19 protein-coding genes are annotated in these 22242 nt (G+C 64.7%); 13 read left to right on the forward strand and 6 right to left on the reverse strand.

Translation table 11 applies throughout. The annotated features are described in order from the left end of the window. Position 1: 1 nt before the first annotated feature. On the reverse strand, positions 2 to 736 hold the full coding sequence (locus ACXI0D_RS09240; protein ID WP_119007474.1) for a CoA transferase subunit A: 735 nt from the start codon (positions 734 to 736) through the stop codon (positions 2 to 4). 139 nt (positions 737 to 875) lie between these two features. Between ACXI0D_RS09240 and ACXI0D_RS09245 the strand changes: the two genes are divergently transcribed. Beyond that, a complete protein-coding gene (locus tag ACXI0D_RS09245) occupies positions 876 to 2222 on the forward strand; it encodes a phosphohexomutase domain-containing protein (RefSeq protein WP_101764917.1) in 1347 nt (448 codons plus the stop codon). Positions 2223 to 2234: 12 nt separating this feature from the next. Then, positions 2235 to 3638, forward strand: a complete 1404-nt coding sequence (locus ACXI0D_RS09250; RefSeq protein ID WP_049443081.1) for a mannose-1-phosphate guanylyltransferase/mannose-6-phosphate isomerase — start codon at positions 2235 to 2237, stop codon at positions 3636 to 3638. 12 nt (positions 3639 to 3650) lie between these two features. Here the strand turns inward: ACXI0D_RS09250 and ACXI0D_RS09255 are convergent, their stop codons facing one another. The 5 genes from ACXI0D_RS09255 to rfbB form a co-directional block, all read right to left on the reverse strand. Then, positions 3651 to 5039 (reverse strand): hypothetical protein, encoded by a 1389-nt coding sequence (locus ACXI0D_RS09255; RefSeq protein ID WP_479642509.1) that lies wholly within the window; start codon positions 5037 to 5039, stop codon positions 3651 to 3653. Positions 5040 to 5238: 199 nt separating this feature from the next. Next, positions 5239 to 6129: a dTDP-4-dehydrorhamnose reductase gene (rfbD, locus tag ACXI0D_RS09260; RefSeq protein WP_119007476.1), complete on the reverse strand. Its 891-nt coding sequence runs from the start codon at positions 6127 to 6129 to the stop codon at positions 5239 to 5241. Further along, positions 6126 to 6683 carry a dTDP-4-dehydrorhamnose 3,5-epimerase gene (gene rfbC, locus ACXI0D_RS09265; RefSeq protein ID WP_049443078.1) on the reverse strand — a complete coding sequence of 186 codons (558 nt, stop codon included), beginning with the start codon at positions 6681 to 6683 and terminating at the stop codon, positions 6126 to 6128. Before rfbC ends, rfbD begins: the two co-directional genes overlap by 4 nt. Further along, positions 6680 to 7567, reverse strand: a complete 888-nt coding sequence (gene rfbA, locus ACXI0D_RS09270; RefSeq protein WP_119007477.1) for a glucose-1-phosphate thymidylyltransferase RfbA — start codon at positions 7565 to 7567, stop codon at positions 6680 to 6682. The genes rfbC and rfbA overlap by 4 nt, the downstream gene beginning before the upstream one ends. A gap of 14 nt (positions 7568 to 7581) precedes the next feature. Next, a complete protein-coding gene (rfbB, locus tag ACXI0D_RS09275; protein ID WP_119007478.1) occupies positions 7582 to 8637 on the reverse strand; it encodes a dTDP-glucose 4,6-dehydratase in 1056 nt (351 codons plus the stop codon). Positions 8638 to 8895: 258 nt separating this feature from the next. On the opposite strand from rfbB, the gene ACXI0D_RS09280 reads away from it, so the two are divergent. The 11 genes from ACXI0D_RS09280 (at position 8896) to ACXI0D_RS09330 (ending at position 22181) form a co-directional block, all read left to right on the forward strand. Further along, complete coding sequence (locus tag ACXI0D_RS09280; protein WP_014035896.1) at positions 8896 to 9642, forward strand: electron transfer flavoprotein subunit beta/FixA family protein; 747 nt, start codon at positions 8896 to 8898, stop codon at positions 9640 to 9642. Further along, positions 9642 to 10580: an electron transfer flavoprotein subunit alpha/FixB family protein gene (locus tag ACXI0D_RS09285; protein ID WP_119007479.1), complete on the forward strand. Its 939-nt coding sequence runs from the start codon at positions 9642 to 9644 to the stop codon at positions 10578 to 10580. Before ACXI0D_RS09280 ends, ACXI0D_RS09285 begins: the two co-directional genes overlap by 1 nt. Beyond that, positions 10580 to 11548, forward strand: a complete 969-nt coding sequence (locus ACXI0D_RS09290) for a lysylphosphatidylglycerol synthase transmembrane domain-containing protein (protein WP_119007480.1) — start codon at positions 10580 to 10582, stop codon at positions 11546 to 11548. The genes ACXI0D_RS09285 and ACXI0D_RS09290 overlap by 1 nt, the downstream gene beginning before the upstream one ends. 123 nt (positions 11549 to 11671) lie before the next feature. Beyond that, positions 11672 to 13087, forward strand: coding sequence for a UbiA family prenyltransferase (locus tag ACXI0D_RS09295; RefSeq protein WP_119007481.1), 1416 nt, complete (start codon positions 11672 to 11674; stop codon positions 13085 to 13087). Continuing rightward, positions 13084 to 14397, forward strand: a complete 1314-nt coding sequence (locus ACXI0D_RS09300; RefSeq protein WP_119007482.1) for an FAD-binding oxidoreductase — start codon at positions 13084 to 13086, stop codon at positions 14395 to 14397. The genes ACXI0D_RS09295 and ACXI0D_RS09300 overlap by 4 nt, the downstream gene beginning before the upstream one ends. 2 nt (positions 14398 to 14399) lie before the next feature. Beyond that, complete coding sequence (locus tag ACXI0D_RS09305) at positions 14400 to 15131, forward strand: SDR family oxidoreductase (RefSeq protein ID WP_119007483.1); 732 nt, start codon at positions 14400 to 14402, stop codon at positions 15129 to 15131. 1 nt (position 15132) lies between these two features. Then, positions 15133 to 16077 carry an NAD-dependent epimerase/dehydratase family protein gene (locus ACXI0D_RS09310; protein ID WP_119007484.1) on the forward strand — a complete coding sequence of 315 codons (945 nt, stop codon included), beginning with the start codon at positions 15133 to 15135 and terminating at the stop codon, positions 16075 to 16077. Between the two features lie 257 nt (positions 16078 to 16334). After that, positions 16335 to 18479, forward strand: a complete 2145-nt coding sequence (locus tag ACXI0D_RS09315) for a hypothetical protein (RefSeq protein WP_147416472.1) — start codon at positions 16335 to 16337, stop codon at positions 18477 to 18479. Between the two features lie 125 nt (positions 18480 to 18604). Next, a complete protein-coding gene (locus ACXI0D_RS09320) occupies positions 18605 to 19897 on the forward strand; it encodes an NAD(P)/FAD-dependent oxidoreductase (RefSeq protein WP_119007486.1) in 1293 nt (430 codons plus the stop codon). Next, entirely contained in the window at positions 19897 to 21783 is a 1887-nt protein-coding gene (locus ACXI0D_RS09325; RefSeq protein WP_119007487.1) for a hypothetical protein, read from the forward strand. Before ACXI0D_RS09320 ends, ACXI0D_RS09325 begins: the two co-directional genes overlap by 1 nt. Then, the gene (locus tag ACXI0D_RS09330) at positions 21780 to 22181 is read left to right on the forward strand and encodes a GtrA family protein (RefSeq protein WP_119007488.1); all 402 of its coding nucleotides are present in this window, start codon (positions 21780 to 21782) and stop codon (positions 22179 to 22181) included. Before ACXI0D_RS09325 ends, ACXI0D_RS09330 begins: the two co-directional genes overlap by 4 nt. Positions 22182 to 22242 lie beyond the last annotated feature (61 nt).

Below are 22242 nucleotides of genomic sequence, written 5' to 3' on the forward strand. Positions count from 1 at the left end.
GTCAGTTGCCCTCCGCGCGGATGGTGCGCTGTTCGATTCGCTTTTCAGGATGCGCGTTGTGCACGATGCGGTGCACATAGATGCCCGGCAGGTGCACCTGGTCCGGGTCGATGGAGCCGACCGGCACCACCTCTTCCACTTCCACGATGCAGACCTTGCCGGCCATCGCGCAGGCCGGGTTGAAGTTGCGTGCGGTCTTGCGGAACACCAGGTTGCCGGCCTCGTCGGCCTTCCAGGCCTTGACCAGCGCCACGTCGGCGCGCAGCGCAGTCTCCATCACGTAGTGCTTGCCGTCGAATTCGCGGGTTTCCTTGCCCTCGGCCACCACCGTGCCGTAGCCGGTGGCCGTGAAGAACGCCGGAATACCCGCGCCACCGGCACGCAGGCGCTCGGCCAGGGTGCCCTGCGGGTTGAATTCCAGCTCCAGCTCGCCGGCCAGGAACTGCCGCTCGAATTCCTTGTTCTCGCCCACGTAGGACGAAATCATCTTCCTGATCTGCCGCGTTTCCAGCAGCTGGCCCAGGCCGAAGCCATCGACGCCGGCATTGTTGGAGATCACGGTCAGGCCCTTGGTGCCGCTGTCGCGCAAGGCAGCGATCAGCGCCTCGGGAATGCCACACAGGCCAAAGCCGCCCACGGCCAGGGTCTGGCCATCGGCGACCACCCCCTGCAGGGCCTCCGCCGCACTGGCGAAGCGCTTGCCGCGCTTGCCGTCGGTCGTTGCCGGGTTGCTCATCTACGCCCTCACCTCGTTGATGTAATCCGCTCATTCTAGGCCAGCGCGCCGGCCGGTCACGTGGCGTTGCGGCATGGAAACGATTCCCATACGGGGCTGGCGGTACAATCACCGGCTGTGCCCACAATGGACCCGATCGATGCCCCTGCCCGCCTTCAAGGCCTATGACATCCGCGGCCGCGTCCCGGAAGAACTGAACGAAGACCTCGCCCGCCGCATCGGCGTCGCCCTGGCCGCTCAGCTCGCCCCGGGCCCCGTGGTCCTGGGTCATGATGTCCGTTTGACCAGCCCGGCACTGCAGGACGCGCTGGCCGCCGGCCTGCGTGGCGTGGGCCGCGAAGTGATCGACATCGGCCTGTGCGGCACCGAGGAGGTCTACTTCCAGACCGACCACCTGGGCGCCGCGGGCGGCGTGATGGTGACTGCCAGCCACAACCCCATGGACTACAACGGGATGAAGCTGGTCAAGGAAAACGCACGGCCAATCAGTTCCGATACCGGCCTGTTCGCGATCTCCGACGCGGTGGCCGCCGATGCCGGCAGCGCACAGCCACCGGTTGCGGCGCAGACCGCGCGCCACGACAAGAGCGCCTACATCGATCACCTGCTGGGCTACGTGGACGCCAGCAAGCTCAAGCCGCTGAAGCTGGTGGTCAACGCCGGCAACGGCGGCGCCGGTGCCATCGTCGACCTGCTGGCGCCGCACCTGCCGCTGGAATTCATCCGCATCTGCCATGAACCCGATGGCAGCTTCCCCAACGGCATCCCCAACCCGCTGCTGCCGGAGAACCGCGCCGCCACCGCCGAGGCCGTGCGCGAACACGATGCCGACTTCGGCATTGCCTGGGACGGTGACTTCGACCGCTGTTTCTTCTTCGACCACACCGGCCGTTTCATCGAAGGCTATTACCTGGTCGGCCTGCTGGCAAAGGCCATTCTCGCCCGTCAGCCCGGTGGCAAGGTTGTACACGACCCGCGCCTGGTCTGGAACACGGTGGAAATGGTCGAAGCCGCCGGCGGCGTGCCGGTGCTGTGCAAGAGCGGCCACGCCTTCATCAAGGAGAAGATGCGCGCGGAAGATGCGGTCTATGGCGGCGAGATGAGCGCCCACCACTACTTCCGCGAGTTCGCCTATGCAGACTCCGGGATGATCCCGTGGCTGCTGATCGCCCAGCTGATTTCGGAAAGCGGACGTTCACTGGCCGACTGGGTTGAAGATCGCATGGCGGCCTATCCGTGCAGCGGAGAGATCAACTTCAAGGTGGCCGATGCCAAGGCCGCCGTGGCACGCGTGATGGAGCACTTCGCCGCGCTGGCGCCCGCACTGGACTACACCGATGGCATCAGCGCCGATTTCGGCGACTGGCGCTTCAACCTGCGCAGTTCCAACACCGAGCCGCTGCTGCGTCTGAATGTCGAAGCCCGCGGTGATGCCGCGTTGATGCAGGCGCGCACCGACGAAATTTCCCACCTCCTTCAGCAATAACCAAGGAAGACCATGAGCATCATTCAGCCCGTCATTCTCTCCGGTGGCTCCGGCACCCGCTTGTGGCCGCTGTCACGTGAGTCCTACCCGAAGCAGTTCCTGCCACTGGCCGGCGAGCTGACCATGCTGCAGGCTACCTGGCAGCGGGTGGCCCCCATTGCCAGCCGTGGTCCACTGGTGATCGCCAACGAGGAACACCGCTTTGTCGCCGCCGAGCAACTGCACCAGGTCGGTGCCGAGCCGGCTGCGATCATCCTTGAGCCGATGGGGCGCAATACGGCGCCGGCCATCGCGGTAGCGGCATTGGAAGCGACCCGCGACGGCGCCGATGCGCTGCTGCTGGTGCTGCCTTCGGACCACGTGATCAGCGATGAAGCCACCTTCCGCAGCGTCGTCCAGGCAGCCACCAGTGCTGCCGAGGCGGGCAAGCTGGTGACCTTCGGCATCGTGCCCACGGGCCCTGAAACCGGCTACGGCTACATCAAGGCCGCCGACGGCCAGGGCCTTCGTGCCGTCGAACGCTTCGTCGAGAAGCCCGACCTGGACACCGCTACCGGGTACGTGGCCAGCGGCCAGTACTACTGGAACAGCGGCATGTTCCTGTTCAAGGCATCGCGCTACCTGCAGGAGCTGGAACGCTTCCAGCCGGAGATGCTCGCCGGCAGCCGCAGCGCATGGCAGCTGGCCCGCCGCGACACCGACTTCACGCGCCTGGACAAGGCCGCCTTCGCCGCCGTCGCCTCTGATTCCATCGACTACGCGGTGATGGAGAAGACCGCCGATGCGGTGGTGATCCCGCTCGACGCGGGTTGGAATGATGTCGGTTCGTGGACCGCACTGCGCGACGTCTCGCAGCAGGATGGTGACGGCAATGCCCACCAGGGCGATGTGATCGCCATCGACTGCCGCAACACCTACGCCTATGGCCAGCGCCTGGTGGCGATGGTCGGCCTGGACGATGTGATCGTGGTGGAGACCGACGATGCGGTACTGGTCGGCAAGGCTGACCGCATGCAGGAGGTCAAGACAGTGGTGTCACAGTTGAAGACCGAAGGCCGCAGTGAAGCGACCTGGCACCGCAAGGTCTATCGTCCGTGGGGCGCCTACGATTCGATCGACAACGGTGCCCGCTTCCAGGTGAAGCGGATCACGGTCAAGCCCGGCGGCACGCTGAGCCTGCAGATGCACCACCATCGTGCCGAACACTGGATCGTGGTCAGCGGCACCGCCGAGGTGACCCGGGGTGACGAAGTCATCCTGCTGAGCGAGAACCAGAGCACCTACATTCCACTGGGCGTGACCCATCGCCTGCGCAACCCGGGCAAACTGCCGCTGGAACTGATCGAAGTGCAGTCCGGCAGTTACCTGGGCGAAGACGATATCGTTCGCTTCGAGGACACCTACGGGCGTAGTTGACGGGTTCAACTCTCAGCGCCGCTGAGCTCCGGCGCCCTCCAGGGGCGCCGATCCGGCACGGTCTACAGGAAGGATCCGGCGCAGGACCGGATCATCCAGATAGGACTTGAGGCGGTTCGTGTCGGGATACGGCAGCTCGAACTCGCCCGCCTGCGGCGCACGGAGGTCAGCGCCCGCAAGGTAGCGCCGGACATTGTCCTGTTGCAGCCGCGCTGCCGCGCTGAAATGCTGGAGCTTGGCAACATCCTTTCCGATCCGGCCCAGCAGTGGATATGCAACGACAAGCGCGAACAGGAGCACCGCCGTACGCCTTGCCGTGCGCAGTCGCGGGCCCTTCGAAGCCAGGCCCCACAATTGGATGGCAAACCATGCGTTGGCAAACAAGCCAGGCACAAACAGTTCCGTATAGCGGGACATCGGCGCCCTCATGTCATGGCCGCGGCCATAGGCGATGGCCAATGCCTGAAGCGCAGACCAGATGCAGAGTCCTGCCATCACCAGGTCGGTGGGCGACGCTTGCCGGCGGATCACCATGCGCACGACCATCACGGTGGCAGGCAGCCAGATGATCAGTGCGAACCCACCTGACCGCATGGGCCACGCCAGAACCCGAGACGCGGCGTAGATGAACTCGCCTGCGCTCTGCGCACGCAAGACCGTATTGACCTCGATCACGGGAACCTGAGCGTAGGCGACCATCGCGACGGCCGCCAGCACTGCTGTTGCGCACAACGCCGGCACTCGTCGGCCGGGAAGGCAGATGCAGGCCAGGACACAGGTCGCAGCTGTTGCCACTGCGGTCAGCAGGCCCGATGCCATGGTGACACTGGCAAACACGCTCAGTGCGATCGCAGCAGGCAATGCCACAATATTCTGATGGTGCCTGGCCACCAGTGCGATGGCCACGATGCTGGACAGGATCAGGAAGTAGAACTGCGACTGGAAGCCAACGAGGAAGTTCTCCCACGCGAACGGCAGGACTGACAGCAGAATCGCCAACAGCAGCAGCATCCAGCGACCCACAGCAGCGCCCACGTCGCGAAACGCGTGCCAGACCAGCAATGCGGGGATGAAGCAGAACACGACCGCCGCGACCCGTGCTTCGTAGACGTTGTTCCACTGCCCGGTGACGGCATACGACAGCAGGGTGACCAGGCGCGTGGGCAGGATGCGATGCTCATTGTGCGGCGCGAGCAACATCTGCCACTGCAATGTTCCTTCCAGCCATGGTTTGAGCGCAGAGGCCCACTCCCCATCCCATTGATCCATGTAGGGCATCGGCGTAGCGAAGAACTGTACGTACAGCAGTCGTGCCAGCAGCGCCAGCGCGCCGACACCCAGTGCCAGCATGAGTGGAGACCACTTTCGCGATGCGCGGGCGTGCAAAGCAGGCAGATTCATGGAGCGTCCTTCCAGGTACAAGCGCAGCAACTTCGACGCACTGCGCGGGAGAATCCAGATGCGCATGGTAGTTCAGCAGCACCGGATTCGCGCGTACTCACGCTCAGCAATGCCTGGTTCGAAACGTTGCACAGCGCGAAGAAGCAGAAACCCGGCCAAGGCCGGGCTTCCGTCATCCGCCGCACCGCGCGGCCGGCGATCAGAACTGTGCCATCACCCGCTTCAGGCCGTCCTGCCACTCCGGCAGCACGATGCCGAAATCCTGCTGCAGCTTACGGTTGTCCAGCACCGACCAGGCCGGGCGCTTGGCCGGTGTCGGGTACTCGGAACTGGCAATCGCTTCAACCGACGGCACCTTGGCCAGTACTCCCGTCGCCAGCGCCTCGGCAAAAATCGCTTCGGCAAAACCGTGCCAACTGGTCTGGCCACTGGCGGTCAGGTGCCAGGTCCCCGAAAGCTGGCCCGGATGCTGCAGTGCCTGCGCGGTGACATCGGCGATCAGCGCCGCCGGCGTCGGCGTACCGATCTGGTCGGCCACCACACGCAATACGTCACGCTCGGCACCCACCCGCAACATCGTGCGCAGGAAGTTGGCGCCGTGCGATGCATACACCCACGCCGTGCGGAAGATCAGGTGACGGCCACCAGCGGCGCGCACCGCATCCTCGCCATCGCGCTTGCTGGTGCCATACACGCCCAGCGGTGCGGTCGGCTCGTCCTCGCGGTAGGGCGCGCTGCCCTGGCCATCGAACACGTAGTCGGTGGAGTAATGCACGAGCGGCACGCCATGCGCCGCACACCAGCGCGCGATCACGCCCGGCGCCTGCGCATTGGCAGCAAAGGCAGCTTCGACCTCCTGCTCGGCACGATCAACTGCGGTATAGGCGGCCGCATTGACCACCAGCGATGGCTGCACGCGGTCCAGCAATGCCGGCAGGCTGTCGGGCTGGCCGAAATCGGCCGTTTCGCAGGCACTTCCGTCGGGCAGGGCACCGCTGCGGGTGGTCGCGACCACCTGGCCCAGCGGTGCCAGCGCGCGCAGCAGTTCCTGGCCGACCTGGCCGTTGCCACCAAACACCAGCACCGTCATGCGACGTAGACCGGCAGACGGTCTTCGGCGATGTCCTTCAGGAACGGCGCGTTCTCGTCCTTGGCCGACAGGGTCGGTGCGCTGACCGGCCAGTCCACTGCGATGTCGGCATCGTTCCAGCGCACGCCGGCATCAAAGTCCTTCAGGTAGACCTCGGTGCACAGGTAGCTGAACACCGCACGCTCGGACAGCACGGCGAAACCGTGGGCGAAGCCCTCCGGAATCCAGAACTGCTTCTTGTTCTCCGCGCTCAGCACCACCGCTTCCCACTGGCCGAAGGTCGGCGAGCCGCGACGGATGTCCACGGCCACGTCATAGACCTCGCCTTCCAGCACGCTGACCAGCTTGCCCTGCGGCCGCGGCCACTGGTAATGCAGGCCGCGCAGCACGCCCTGCGCGGAGGTGGAGACGTTGCTCTGCACGAAACGGTCCGGCAGTCCCAGCGCAGCAAAGCGCTCGGCGTTCCAGGTTTCGAAGAAGTAACCACGGGCATCGCCGAACACGGCCGGCTCGATCACCACGCAGCCGGGTAACTTGGTTTCAATCACTTTCACGGAACGACTCCACGCAGGGCGAGTTTGTGCAGGTACTGGCCGTAGCCGTTCTTGATCAACGGCGCGGCCAGTGCTTCCAGCTGTTCGGCAGTGATCCATCCCTGCCCGAATGCAATTTCCTCGGGGCAGCAGACCTGCAGGCCCTGACGGGTCTGGATGGTCTCGATGAAGTTGGAGGCCTCCAGCAGTGACTGGTGGGTGCCGGTATCCAGCCAGGCATAGCCACGGCCGAGCGCCTCCAGGTGCAGGTTGCCTTCGGCCAGGTAGCGCTTGTTGAGATCGGTGATCTCCAGCTCGCCGCGCGGCGACGGCTTGAGTTCGGCCGCGTAATCGCTGGCGTTGCCGTCATAGAAGTACAGGCCGGTCACCGCATAGTTCGAGCGTGGCCTTTCCGGTTTCTCGACCAGGTCGATCACCTTCCCGCTCTGGTCGAACTCGGCCACGCCGTAACGTTCCGGATCATTCACCCAGTAGCCGAACACGGTCGAGCCGTGCACGCGCCCGTCTGCACGCTTGAGTACCTCGCGCAGCCCGTGGCCGTGGAAGATGTTGTCACCCAGCACCAGGCAGCTCGGCTTGCCGGCGACGAAATCGCGGCCGATCAGGTAGGCCTGGGCCAGGCCATCCGGGCTCGGCTGCACCGCGTACTGGATGTCCATGCCCCACTGCGAACCGTCGCCCATCAACTGCTGGAACAACGCCTGCTCATGCGGCGTGTTGATGATCAGCACTTCGCGGATGCCCGCCAGCATCAGCACGCTGAGCGGGTAATAGATCATTGGCTTGTCGTACACCGGCAGCAGCTGCTTGCTGACGCCCTTGGTGATCGGATACAGCCGGGTGCCGGAACCACCGGCGAGGATGATGCCCTTGCGCTGGGTCATGGTGTCTCCTGGGTTCAGGCCGCTGTGCCGATGCGCTGCAGGCGGTAGCTGCCATCCAGCACGCCGTTGACCCATTCCTGGTTGTCCAGGTACCAGTCAACGGTGAAGGCGATGCCCTGCTCGAAGGTGTAGGCCGGTTCCCAGCCCAGATCGTTCTTCAGCTTGGAGGCATCAATCGCGTAGCGGCGGTCATGGCCGGGGCGGTCGGTGACATAGGTGACCTGGCTGCTGCGCGGCTGGCCATCCGCGCGCGGGCGGCGCTGGTCCAGCAGTGCGCAGATCGCCTGCACCACTTCGATGTTCTGCTTTTCGGAATTGCCGCCGACGTTGTAGGTCTCGCCAACCTGGCCCTTGGCCAGCACGGTGCGGATCGCTTCGCAATGGTCGGACACGAACAGCCAGTCACGCACCTGCTTGCCATCGCCGTACACCGGCAGCGGCTCGCCGGCCAGCGCCTTGGCGATCACCAGCGGGATCAGCTTCTCCGGGAAGTGGTACGGACCGTAGTTGTTCGAGCAGTTGGTGGTCAGCACCGGCAGCCCGTAAGTGTGATGGAAGGCGCGCACCAGGTGATCCGAGGCCGCCTTCGACGCCGAGTACGGCGAGTTCGGGGCATACGGGGTGGTTTCGCTGAACTTCCCGGTCTCACCCAGGGTGCCGTACACCTCGTCAGTGGACACGTGCAGGAAGCGGAAGGCCGCGCCCTGCCCGGCCGGCAGCGCCTTCCAGTAGTCGCGCACCGCTTCCAGCAGGCCGAGGGTGCCCACCACGTTGGTCTGGATGAAGGCGCCCGGACCGTCGATGGAACGGTCCACATGGCTCTCGGCGGCAAAGTTCAGCACCGCATCCGGCTGGTGCTCGGCCAACAAACGGGTCACCAGAGCACTGTCGCCGATGTCACCCTGCACGAACACGTGGTTCGGGTTGCCCTCCAGGCTGGACAGGGTCTTCAGGTTGCCGGCATAGGTCAGGGCGTCGAGATTGACGACCTTGATACCACGGGCGACCGCTTCGAGAACAAAGTTACCGCCAATGAATCCGGCACCGCCGGTGACAAGCCATGTGGGCACTACCTGTTCTCCTGTTGATGGTTCAATTGGGTCGCATGCCGCAGCCCGATTCAGCGCAACAGGATACATCGGGGGCACCTTCACGACTGCCTTCGCACCGTGAACGAAGCGCCGCACCCCGCGTTTTTGCGGCACCGCAGCATAACCATACGCATTCGCATGGTCGCCCCAAGCCAGCTAGAATCGGGATCCCACCCCCGAACCGGTTGCTGTGCGAGGACCGGACGTTCTCCCCGTTATTGAAGGACCCCGTACCAGATGAAAATCCTCGTCGCGTACAAGCGCGTGGTGGACTACAACGTCCGCATTCAGGTCAAGCCGGACGGTTCCGGCGTGGTCACCGACGGCGTCAAGCTGTCCCCCAATCCCTTCGATGAAATCGCCCTGGAAGAAGCCCTGCGCCTGCGCGACAAGGGCATCGCCAGCGAAGTCGTGGTCGCCACCATCGCCCCGGCTGACGCCCAGGCGCATCTGCGCAACGGCCTGGCCATGGGCGCCAACCGCGCCGTCCATGTGGTCACCGACCAGGCCATCCAGCCGCTGACCGCCGCACGCACCCTGCTCAAGCTGATCGAGAAGGAACAGCCGGACCTGGTGATCCTGGGCAAGCAGGCGATCGACGACGACGCCAACCAGACCGGCCAGATGCTGGCCACGCTGTGGGGCCGTCCGCAGGCGACCTTCGCCAGCAAGCTGGACATTGCCGACGGCAAGGCCACGGTCACCCGTGAAGTCGACGCCGGCCTGGAAACGCTGGAAGTCGATCTGCCGGCCGTGGTCACCACCGACCTGCGCCTGAACGAGCCGCGCTTCATCAAGCTGCCGGACATCATGAAGGCCAAGGCCAAGCCGCTGGAGACCCTGCAGCTGGCCGACCTCGGCGTTGAAGCCGCCGACACCTTCAAGACCACCCAGTACGCCGCGCCGTCCAAGCGCAGCAAGGGTGTGATGGTCAAGGACGCGGCCGAACTGGTTGCCGCACTCAAGCAGAAGGGGTTGCTGTAATGAGCAGGATTCTCGTCATCGCCGAGCACCACGACGGCAAGCTCAACGCCGCCACCGCCAAGACCGTCAGCGCCGCCGCTGCCATCAGCGGTGCCAGCATCGACGTGCTGGTGCTGGCCGCCGATCCGGCTGCCGTGGCCGCCGAGGCCGCGAAGATCGCCGGCGTCGCCAAGGTCCTGACCGTGGCCAACGCCGCCAACGCGCAGGCGATCGCCCAGGTGCTGGCGCCGCAGATCGCGCAGCTGGCAAAGGGTTACACCCACGTGTTCGGCCCGTCGACCACCTTCGGCAAGGACCTGATGCCGTGCGTGGCCGCCCTGCTCGGCGTCAACCAGGTCTCCGACCTGATGAGCGTTGAAGGCAGCCACACCTTCAAGCGCCCGATCTACGCCGGCAACGCGATCATCACCGTGGAAGCCCCGGCCGACCAGATTGTGGTCGCCACCGTGCGTGCCGCGTCGTGGCCGGAAGCGGCCCAGGGCGGCAGCGCCGCCATCGAAGCGGCCAGCGTCGATGCTGCCCTGCCGACCCACACCCGCTTCGTCGGCCTCGCCGCCGGTGCCAGCGACCGCCCGGACCTGCAGAGCGCCAAGCGCGTGGTCTCCGGCGGCCGTGGTGTCGGTTCGGAAGAGAACTTCAAGGTCATCTTCCAGCTGGCCGACAAGCTCGGCGCCGCCGTCGGTGCCTCGCGCGCCGCGGTGGATGCCGGCTACGTGCCCAGCGACCTGCAGGTCGGCCAGACCGGCAAGATCATCGCGCCGGAACTGTACGTGGCCGTCGGCATCAGCGGTGCCATCCAGCACCTGACCGGCATCAAGGATGCCGGCACGATCGTCGCGATCAACAAGGACGGCGATGCGCCGATCTTCGAGATTGCCGATATCGGCCTGGTGGGGGATCTGTTTACGATCCTGCCGGAGCTGGAAGCTGCGCTGTAATGTCTGACTGCTCGTCCCCGGCGCCGGTGAAGCCGGCTCGCCGGGGCCGCGCAGGCCTGTGGGTCGCCGCCACGGCGGCGGCCTACCTGGCGGTCCTCTGGTACATCGACCGCGACCGCAACATCCTTTCGCAGTTGGCCGCGCAGGCCGGCACGCTGCTGCTGTGCAGTGCCCTGGTGCTGGCCAGCTATGTGTTCCGCTACCAGCGCTGGCGCGCGGTGCTCGCCGCACAGGGGCTGCGCCCGCACAGTTGGGGCCGGGGCGCACTGGCCTACCTGGCTGGTTTTGCCTTCACCGCGTCGCCCGGCAAGGCAGGCGAACTGCTGCGCATCCGCTATTTCGGCTGGCAGGGCGTTCCGGCTGGCGCCACCCTGGCCACCTTCATCTTCGAACGTGCGCTGGACCTGCTGGTGATCACCGTGCTGGCAATTGGCGCCGCGCACCTGATTCCGGCGTTCGGCGCCCTGGCGGCGATCATTCTGGGCGTGCTGCTGGCCCTGGGCCTGCTGGGCTGCTGGCCGCCGCTGGCGCGCACCGCGCACGGCGTCATCGAGCACCTGCCGGGTTCGCCGGTGCGGCGGCTGGGCCACTTCCTGGTCAGTGGTGCCAGCGCCCTCGGCCCCCTGTTGCGCATGCGCCTGCTGCTGCCCGCCAGCCTGCAGGGCGCTGCCGCGTGGCTGTTGACCGCCGCGGCCTTCGCCCTGCTGTGCCAGGCGCTGGGCATTGCCCTGCCGTGGCCGTTGGCGCTCGGCATCTACCCGCTGGCCATGCTGGTCGGTGCCCTGTCGTTCGTCCCCGGCGGCGTGGGCACCACCGAAGCGGCGATCGTGGTCATGCTCGGTGCCAGCGGCGTTGCGGTGGATACCGCGCTGACCGTGGCGATCGGCATCCGCCTGGTCAGCCTGTGGCTGGCGGTGGTTGTGGGAATGCTCGCAATGGCGTTTCTGGAGCTGAAAGCCAGGCCGTGACGTTCAGAAGGTGGATGGCTGCGCGTCTCAGCCGGTTCCCTTATCATTCAGGGTGAATTCAACCGTGTGGAAAAGGAAGTACATGCAGCATCACGCCATTTTCTGCGACGAGGCACCTCGGCTGTGACCTCTTCTCGTGCCCTATGCGTCGATCTGGATGGCACCCTGCTCCGCTCGGACATCCTGTACGAATCGTTGCTGGCCCTGCTGGCCCACAACCCGCTGTACCTGTTCCTGGTGCCGTTCTGGCTGCTGCGGGGCAAAGCCTACGTAAAGCGCCAGCTGGCCTCGCGCGTGCAACTGCCCGCCGAGACCCTGCCCTATGACGAGCGGGTGCTGGACATACTGCGCACCACCACGCAGCGCCCCCGCGTGCTGTGCACGGCCTCCGACCGGCTGCTGGTACAGCCCATTGCAGACCACCTCGGACTGTTTGAAGAGGTGATGGCCAGCGACGGCCACACCAACCTGTCCGGCAGCAACAAGGGGCAGGCACTGGCAGCACGCTTTGGCGAACGAGGCTTCGATTACATGGGCAACGGCACGGTCGACCTGAAGGTCTGGGCCCATGCCGGCGGCGCGATCGTGGTCAACAACGGGGCCGGGCTGGCCAGCGCTGCCGCGAAGCAGACAGAAGTGCTTGCCCACCTGCCCTCTCAGAACGGCGGCCTGATCACCTGGATCAAGGCGCTGCGCGTCTACCAGTGGCTGAAGAACCTGCTGGTGCTGGTACCGCTGCTGACCGCCCACCGTTTCTTCGATCTCACCTCGATCATCGATGCAGGCACGGCCTTCCTGGCCTTCGGTCTGTGCGCGTCAGGCGTCTATCTGCTCAACGATCTGCTGGACCTGACCCCAGACCGGATGCACCCGCGCAAGCGCAAACGCCCGTTTGCCGCGGGCACATTGCCGCTGCTGCATGGCCTGCTGGTGGCGCCGTTGATCACCCTGGCCGGCTTCGCCCTGGCGCTGGCCTGCAGCCCGGCCTTCGCAGGCGTGCTGCTGTGCTACTACGTGATGACCCTGAGCTACTCGCTCAAGCTCAAGCGCATTGTAATGATCGACGTGGTGATGCTGGCGGCGCTGTACACGGTGCGCATCATCGGCGGCGCGGTGGCGATCAACTCCGAACTGTCGTTCTGGCTGCTGGCGTTCTCGATGTTCGTGTTCCTCAGCCTGGCCATGCTCAAGCGCTACACCGAACTGGCCTCGGCACTGGCCAGCGGCAAGGAAATGGCGATCGGCCGCGGCTACTCGGTGTCCGACCTGCCGCTGGTGCAGTCGCTGGGCGCGGCCGCCGGCTACATTGGCGTCGCGGTTTTCGCGCTGTACATCAACAGCCCGGAAAGCCTGGAGCTGTATACCAGTCCCAAGCTGCTGTGGCTGCTGTGCCCGATCCTGCTGTACTGGATCAGCCGCATGTGGATCGTCTCGCACCGGGGCGACATGCATGACGACCCGATCGTGTTCGCGGCGATGGACCGCGGCAGCCAGATCGTCATCGCACTGTGCGTGCTGATCGTCCTGATCGCCATATGAGTGCAGGGGTTGGCCAGTCCTGGGGGCGCTACCCGCGGGTAGAGCAGCGGATCCTTCCGGTGCTCGACCGCGCTGCTGCCCTGCCGCTGCCCGCAGCGGGCGGCACGGTGCTGCCCCACGGCAATGGGCGCAGTTACGGCGACAGCTGCCTGAACCCAGGCGCGACCCTGCTGACCAGCCGCGCGCTGGACCGTTTCATCGATTTCGATCCGGCCACGGGCATCGTGCGCTGCGAGGCAGGGGTAACCCTGGCCGACATCCTGGACATCGCGCTGCCGCGCGGCTGGTTCCTGCCGGTCACCCCCGGCACTCGTTACGCCACCGTGGGCGGCGCAATCGGCAACGACGTGCACGGCAAGAACCACCATCGCGCAGGTACGTTCTGCCACCACGTGCTGCGCCTTGAACTGCTGCGCAGCGATGGTTCGCGCCAGCAACTCACGCCGGACGACAGCAGCGGCCTGTTCGCCGCCACCGCAGGTGGGCTGGGCCTGACCGGCTTCATCACCTGGGCCGAGCTGCAGCTTCGTCGGGTACCAGGCCCATGGATCGAAACCGAGTCGATCCGTTTCGACAACCTGGACGAGTTCTTCGCGCTGTCGCGCGAGTCGGCCAATGATTTCGAATACACCGTTGCCTGGATCGACTGCCTGGCCAAGGGCCGCGCGCTTGGTCGCGGGCATTTCCTGCGCGGCGACCATGCACCAGGCGACGCCCACGCGGCCACGCCCAGTTCGGCCCCTCGCCGCAGCATGCCCATCGTGCCGCCGGTTTCGCTGGTCAATCCGCTGACCCTGCGTCCGTTCAACACGCTGTACTACTGGCGCCAGCCGGCTCGCCGGGCCCGCCACGTATCGCACTACCAGAGCTATTTCTATCCGCTGGACGGCATCAACCACTGGAACCGCATGTACGGCCCACGCGGCTTCCTGCAGCACCAGTGCGTGCTGCCGCCAGCCACCGCGCGCGACGCCACCGCTGCGCTGCTGGGCGAAATTGCCCGCAGCGGGCGCGGTTCGTTCCTGGCGGTGCTGAAGGAATTCGGCGACCGGCCCTCGCCGGGGCTGCTCTCCTTCCCGCGCCCGGGCACCACCCTGGCGCTGGATTTCCCCAACGACGGTCCCGAGCTGTTGAAGATGCTCGACCGCCTGGACCACATCGTCAGCGAAGCGGGCGGTGCCGTATACGCGGCCAAGGACGCGCGCATGTCCGGCGCGTTGTTCCGCCAGGCCAACCCGGCCTGGGAAGCCTTCTCCCGCTTCATCGACCCTCGATTCTCATCCGGCTTCTGGCGCCGGGTGATGGAGTAACCATGCAGAAGATCCTGATCATCGGCGCGACCTCGGCCATCGCCGAATCGGTTGCGCGCCTATACGCCGCACGTGGCGCCGCGCTCTACCTGGTGGGTCGCAGTGCCGGCAAGCTGGACGCCATTGCCGCCGACCTGCGCGTGCGCGGTGCCCCGCACGTGCACAGCGGCGTGCTGGACGTGAACGATGTGGCCGCCCATGGCGCCCTCCTGGACAACGCATGGGCCGCGCTGGGCGGCGTCGATACCGTCCTGATCGCCCACGGCACCCTGCCCGACCAGGCTGCCTGCGATGCCTCCGTGGAGCTGTCGCTGCGCGAGTTTGCCACCAACGGTACGTCCACCATCGCCCTTGCAGCGGCCCTGGCACAGCGCCTGCAGTCCGGTGCGAGCCTGGCCGTCATTTCTTCGGTAGCCGGTGATCGTGGCCGCGCCAGCAATTATCTGTACGGCAGCGCCAAGGCAGCGGTCACCGCCTACCTGAGCGGCCTGGGCCAGCGCCTGCGTCCGGCTGGCATCAACGTGCTGGTCATCAAGCCCGGCTTCGTCGATACGCCGATGACCGCCGCGTTCAAGAAGGGCGCCCTGTGGGCGACACCGGACAAGGTCGCCACCGGCATCCTCAAGGCGATCGGCAAGCGCAAGGCCGTTGCCTACCTGCCCGGCTTCTGGTGGGCCATCATGATGATCATCAAGAACATTCCCGAATTCATCTTCCGCAGGATCAAGCTCTGACATGACCGACAAGCACGCCAAGATCGTCATCACCGGTGCTGCCGGCCTGGTGGGGCAGAACCTGATCGTCGAGCTCAAGCAGCAGGGTTACACCCAGCTGGTCGCCATCGACAAGCATGCCCACAACCTGGATATCCTGCACGGCCTGCACCCGGATGTCCGCGTGGTGAAAGCCGACCTGGCTGAACCTGGCGCGTGGGCCGGTGAATTCAACGGTGCCGCCTGCGTGGTGCAGCTGCACGCGCAGATCACCGGCAAGACCACCGACCTGTTCGTGCGCAACAACATCACCGCCACCGGCCACGTGCTGAAGGCCACCCAGGACGCCGCAGTGCCCTACATGGTGCACATCAGCTCCTCGGTGGTGAACTCGGTGGCCAAGGATGACTACACCAACACCAAGCGCGAGCAGGAAGAGATGGTGGTCGCCAGCGGCCAGCGCCACTGCGTGCTGCGCCCGACGCTGATGTTCGGCTGGTTCGACCCCAAACACCTGGGTTGGTTGTCGCGTTTCATGGCACGCACGCCAGTATTCCCGATCCCGGGCGATGGCAAGTTCATGCGCCAGCCCCTGTACGAACGCGACTTCTGCCGCTGCATCGCCAAGTGCATCGAAACCGAACCGGACGGCGAGGTCTTCGACATCGTCGGCGATACCCGCGTGGATTACGTGGACATCATCCGCACCATCAAACGGGTCAAGAAGCTGCATACGGTGATCGTGCACATCCCGATCGGCTTCTTTGGCTTCCTGCTGAAGGTCTACAGCCTGTTCAGCAGCAAACCGCCCTTCACCGCCGACCAGCTGAAGGCACTCAGTGCCGGCGATGACTTCAAGGGCATCGACACCGAGGCCGTGTTCGGGGTGAAGCAGACGCCGTTTGAAGAAGCGATTCGCGAGAGCTATACCGACCCGCGCTACAGCCACATCGTGCTGCAGCGCTGAGCCACGCACCTCACTCTGCCCAAGGATGATCAATTCTGCTGAATGACAATTCGCAGCCTCAATCCCAATCGAGTGAGGCAGGCGCGTCATTGCCGGTATAGGCGCCCACCGTCTCCCACGGGGAGATACGGCACTACCTGCTTCGTAGGAAGACGGTAAAAGCCAGCACAGCTATCCAACGAGGAAGACGACTCTCCATGCCCGGTTCAATGCGACTGCCAAGGGGCGTGCGTCATAAGTCCCACGGCGCTTCAGCCTTGCTCGCACGCGTGCTGGTCGCGCTGCTTTTCGCGTGCTTCCTGATCCTGGGCGGCTGCAGCTCATACGTCGATCCTGTGCTGCAAACAGAAGGCGGCTGTCCTCCGTCAAGCTCCAGCTTCCTGCCGGCAACCCCGTCGCTTGAGGGTCGGATTTCATATTGTGAAGGAGGCGATGGGTGGATCGGCTCGATCACTTCAGGCTTCTATCCGGCAGGTACCCAGCGCGTAGAACTCATGCTCACCGGCTATCCTGCCAATCCGGGCATGTCGCTCAGTGCGATCTCCCCGGAGGGGCGTGAAGTTCCATTGACCACGTTCTCCAATCCGGCTGAACACTGGGAGCGCAGAGCGTTTGACATTCCTCCTGCGGTTTCGCTCACGGGATTCCGGATCCGCCTGCAGGACCAGACCTCATCGACCTTCGGCTGGGCCGGGATGGGCGCCTCCACGTCCAACCCAGCAATCGCCTCAGTTGCTGGCGCATGGCCCATGCTGTTCGGCGTAATCGTCGGCAATGTGTGGCTGGTGGCGCTATCGCTGGCCATGCCCATTCGCGGCACACCAAGCCAACGGGTCATGTTGGGATTGCTGGTCGCAGGCTGCGTTTGGTTCATGGTTTTCTGTGCGTACGTGGTATCGGTGCAAGCTGGAGCGATAGTTTCACTGGCCGCCCTTCTGCTGCCGTTGTCCTTTGCACTGATGTCGAGGATCAACCACAAGCTGTCCGCGGCAGACGTGACGGGCGTCCAACGCATCCTTCTCCCGGGGGTGCTGCTGGCATGCTTTGTACTTTGGATCGGCCTGTTCCCGTTCCATTGGCAAGGTCATGAATGGGATGAACCTGCCAAGCGCTGGTTCCCACTGGCGATGGATGGATGGTTGCCTCTGATGTTTGGCGACATGCTTGCAGATGGCCATCTGGTCAGCCCAATGGCTGGCGATTGGCTCAGCAGCGATAGGCCTCCCCTGCAAGCCGGGCTCTACCTGATGATTCGGGAACTCCTTCCAGGGAGCCGCGGGCTGCTCTATCAGGGCATAGCCACATGGGCACAGACGCTCGTGCTGGTGCCGCTGGGCTGCCTGCTGACGCTGATCAGTGATCGTCGCAGCCGCGCAATTGCGCTCTTCACTCTTTGCCTGTCCGCGCTGGTCCTGCTCAATACGCTGATGGTCTGGCCCAAACTGCTGTCGGCAGCGTTCTGCCTTATTTACTACATGGCTTTGTTCCCCGGAAGAGCCACGCCTACCCGCTGGGGCCAAGCCGGTGTCGCAGCCGCGCTCGCACTGTTGTCCCATGGCGGCGCGCTGTTCTTTCTTGCAGGCACCTCACTCCTGCACCTGGCGTGGTATCGACGACGAAGCGTGTCCATGCTGCTCCGCGCCGGTGCCCTTTCGGCTCTCATTTACCTGCCTTGGATCGCCTACCAGAGACTGATCGACCCTCCTGGCAACCGGCTGATCAAGTGGCACTTTGCTGGAAAGATTCCGGTGAGCGACGAGGGCACGATGCAGGCCCTGACCAGCGCATATGGCCAGCTCACGCCTTCAACGTGGCTCCTGGCCCGCCTGGAAAATGTCAAGGAAATCACCGCAGGTGCGTTTACCGCACCTTACCAGGCTCTGCAGGTCATATTCGGCGGGGACCCTTCAGCAAGATCCCATTTCGTGGAGGAAAGCTTCTTCCACACGTTCCACGCGATGTGGTTCACCTCCCCATTGCTGCTGCTTCCATGCATTGCGTTGATGATCTGGCGCAAACAGCGGCAACAGCAGCTGGAGTCGATTCACAAGCCGCTTTTCCAGGCACTGGCTACGGCTACGATCACGTTTCTTATCTGCGCGATCGTTTTGTTCCAGGGTGGATCGGCAAACATCCATCAAGGGTCATACGCCGCAGTAGTTCTGTTGCAACTCTCGATACTCCTGGCGACCTGGAAGGCGATGCGTCCACTCTTCCATGCGGCCTGTGCGGCCAATGTCATTGCTGCACTGTCGATCTACGCTCTCGACCGCACCTTCCTGCCGGGTCTTCAACTCGCCTACGTCGGCGGAACCCTGCTGCTGGCTGGCGCCCTGCTGGCAGCCTCATTTATTTCAACCAGAAACGAAGACGACACCGTCTACCATGACCGGCAGGAGTGATTCCATCGCAGACTTGCGGCATAGTGCCTGCCGACAGCGCGTCCCCCTGCGCGCAATCCGTCATGCCCCCACCCTGCCAGCCGCCCACAGCACCTGCTGATAGTGAAATAAATTCAAGGAGTTACATGAAAAATTATGCCATCATCGGCGCAGGCCCCATGGGCCTGATGGCCGCCGTGAAACTCCTCGACCAGGGCCACTCGGTCACGATCTACGAGCGTGACGATCGCATTGGCGGCATGTCGGCCAACTTCGATTTCGACGGCCTGTCGATCGAGCGCTATTACCACTTCATCTGCAAGACCGACTATCCGCTCTTCGCGCTGCTGGAGCGCTACGGCCTGTCCAAGGCGTTGCGCTGGACCGACACCAAGATGGGCTATTTCTACAAGGGAAAGCTCTACAAGTGGGGCAACCCGTTTGCACTGCTCGCCTTCCCCCACCTTGGGCCGATCAGCAAGTTCCGCTATGCGCTGCACGTGATGTACACCAAGGGCATCAAGGACTGGACGGCGCTGGACAAGGAAGAGGCTGGCGCATGGATCCGCCGCTGGGTCGGCCAGAAGGCCTATGACGTGATGTGGAAGGATGCCTTCCGCCTGAAGTTCTTCGAGTTCAAGGACAACCTGTCGGCCAGCTGGATCGGCACGCGCATCAAGCGCGTGGCGCTGTCCCGCCGCAACCTGATGAACGAGAGCATGGGCTACCTGGAAGGGGGCTCGATGACGCTGCTGGAACGCATGGTGCAGGACATCCAGGCCCGTGGTGGCCGCATCGAACTGTCCCGTGGCATCGATGAAGTGGTTTCCGAGAACGGCAAGGTCACCGGCGTATCGGTGGGCGGCGAATTCACCGCCTACGACGGCGTGATCTCCACCGCACCCATCCAGTACGTGCCGGCGCTGGTGCCGGGACTGCCGGAGGACTTCCGCGCCAAGGTCGCTGCCGTGCAGAACATTCCCGTCGCCTGCGTGATCCTCAAGCTCAAGCACGCGGTGAGCGAGAACTTCTGGATGAACATCAGCGACCCGGGCATCGAGATCCCGGGCGTGATCGAGTACAGCAACCTCAACCCGGGCCACGATCCGGGCCAGAAGATCCTGTACGCACCGTACTACATGCCCAAGACCCACCCGAAGTGGCAGCAGTCCAACGCCGAGCTGATCGAGGAAGTGCTGGGCTACCTGGCACGGATCAACCCGGCCTTCAAGCGTGACTGGGTGCTGGCCTCGCACTGCCATCGCTATGAGTTCGCGCAGACGATCTGCCCGCCGGGCTTCCAGGACATGCTGCCGTCGATGCGCACGCCGGTGCAGGGCTTCTTCATGGCCGACACTGCGTATTACTACCCTGAAGATCGCTCGATCAACGAGAGCATCAACACCGCACAGGCGCTGGTGGACGAGGCATTGCGCTGATGAAGGGATGGGTAGGCGCCTCGCGTGCGCGGCTGACCGGATGGATCCAGCCCCTGGATCCGGTGTTCCTGCTGACGGCCCTGCTGGTGTCGTTGATCGCGGTGCGCACCTACCTGGTTCTGACGCATGGCAGCAGCAGCCCGTTCTGGGACCAATGGGATGCGGAGTTCGACAACCTGCTGCTGCCGTACCTGCGCGGCGAACTGGACATCGGCCACTTCTTCGCCGCGCACAATGAGCATCGCATCCTGTTCACCCGGCTGATCTCGCTGGGTTTGTTCGCCCTCAACGGCAACCAGTTCGACGCCAAGGTGGAGATGCTGTTCAACGTACTCCCCCATGCAGCCGCCATCGGTGCAATGGCCTGGGCGGGCATGCGCACCCTGCCAGCGGCGGCGCGTCCGCTGCTGGCGCTGGGAGCCTTCGCACTGGCCGCTTCGCCCCTGGGCTGGGAGAACCTGATCGCCGGTTTCCAGAACCAGTTCTTCATCCTGGCGCTACTGTCAGTGGTGACGGTCTGGCTGGCGTCGGCCGACGTCCTCGGCCGCACTCGCATCCTCGTCATGGTGGTCTGCGCCGGGCTGGCACTGTTCACCATGGCCTCTGGCGTGTTCGCCGCCGCTGCCGCCGCGGGCCTACTGGTCCACCGCCTGGTGTCCGGCGACGTGGACCGTCGCCAAGGCGGAATTGCCCTCGGATTACTGGTAGTGGTGGCGGTGGTAGGCTTGCTGATGATGCCGCAGGCGCCACATGGCGACACGTTCCATGCGCACTCGCTTGCGCAGTTCCTGCAGGCTCTGAAGAACACTCTGGCCTGGCCACTTCGCCCCCTGTGGATCAGCGTAGTGGTGCTGTGGCTACCGACGGCCGTGCTTTCGGTGGTGATGCTGCGGCGGCTCCTTACCCGGGCCAGTGGTCCGCGCGGGGAGCGCTTTGCCTTCGCCATCGCCGGCTGGGTACTCGTGCAGGCCGTGGCCATGGCCTACTCCCGCGGAGTCGAAGTAGAACACGCCGTGTCATCGCGCTACACCGATCTGCTGACGATCGGCGTGATCAACAACCTGTGGCTTGTCCTGCACGCCAGCTTCCGCAGCGCGGGCCGTTGGCCTGCCTGGGTACGCGGCGCCGTGCCGGCCGTGTTCATCGGCTGGACCGCGCTGTCCATGCAGCCCACCCTGATCATGGCGCAGGCCAGCATGGAAGAGCGCTCGGCTGCGGGTGCGCGGCAGGAACGCCTGCTGTCCGACTACCTGCGCGATGGTGACCTGGAGGCCCTGCGCGCGGCGCCGGGACGGTTCCCGTATCCCGATGCCGAACGCATCGCAAAGGTCCTGGCGGCCAATGACGCGGCGGACATGATGCCGCTGGAGATTCGTCGACCACTGCCGTTCTCGGTGCAGGCCTGCAGCGGAATCAGCTCCTCCGGGGCTTACACCACGCTGCCGGTACTGCCCTATGCAATCGGCACCTACGCACCTGGCAGCGGCGACGCGAACCAGGCCGACTGTCGCAGTGCGGCGGTCAGCACGGACGGCGGCTGGATCGCCTATCGGCATGCGGGCGCGGGCATGCCTGCAGTCGCGGCACGCCTGGAAGGCAGCCACCATAGCGTCGACCTGGTGCGCGAGGGTGTCCAGGGCGAACGCTGGCGCACGCGCGTCGTGCAGCTCCCGGCTGACGATTACCGGCTGCACCTCGTCGACAACGACGCACATACCTGGATCGCCATGACGCCGCCTTCGAGGATCGGTGGCCTCAGCGCACTGCGGCTGTGGGCCGAAGAACATGCTGGCCGACTACTGTACGCGGCACTGGTGCTGGTGTTGATGCTGTTGACCTATGCCGCGGCACAACCGCGGATCTCCGCCTCAAGGACCCCTGCATGAGCCGCCAGTTTCTCCTGTTCATCATCTGTGGCGGCACAGCAGCTGCGGTCAACGTGGGTAGCCGGATCCTGTTCAGCCTTGCTGTGCCCTTCGAGGTTGCCGTCTGTCTGGCCTACGGGCTGGGCATGCTGACGGCCTTCATTCTGAACCGGGTTCTGGTTTTCAAGGGCTCGGACCGTCCCATCGGACAGCAGGCAGCGTGGTTCATCGCCATCAATGCCGTCAGCCTGCTGCAGACCTTGGCCATCAGCGTCCTGCTCAAGCGCTGGCTGCTGCCGCTGCTCAACTGGCCATTGGACATTCCACTCAGTGCCCACTTGGTCGGTGTGGCCGTGCCGATCTTCACCGCCTATCTTGGGCACAAGCACTTCACCTTCGCTCGCAGCAAGGCGGGGTAAAGCCTGAACGGCCTCCATGCGGGCCTCACCCGCCCGCAGTAGACTATCTGGTCAATCTCCT

The sequence above is a fragment of the Stenotrophomonas sp. C9D9 genome, from assembly GCF_056491205.1.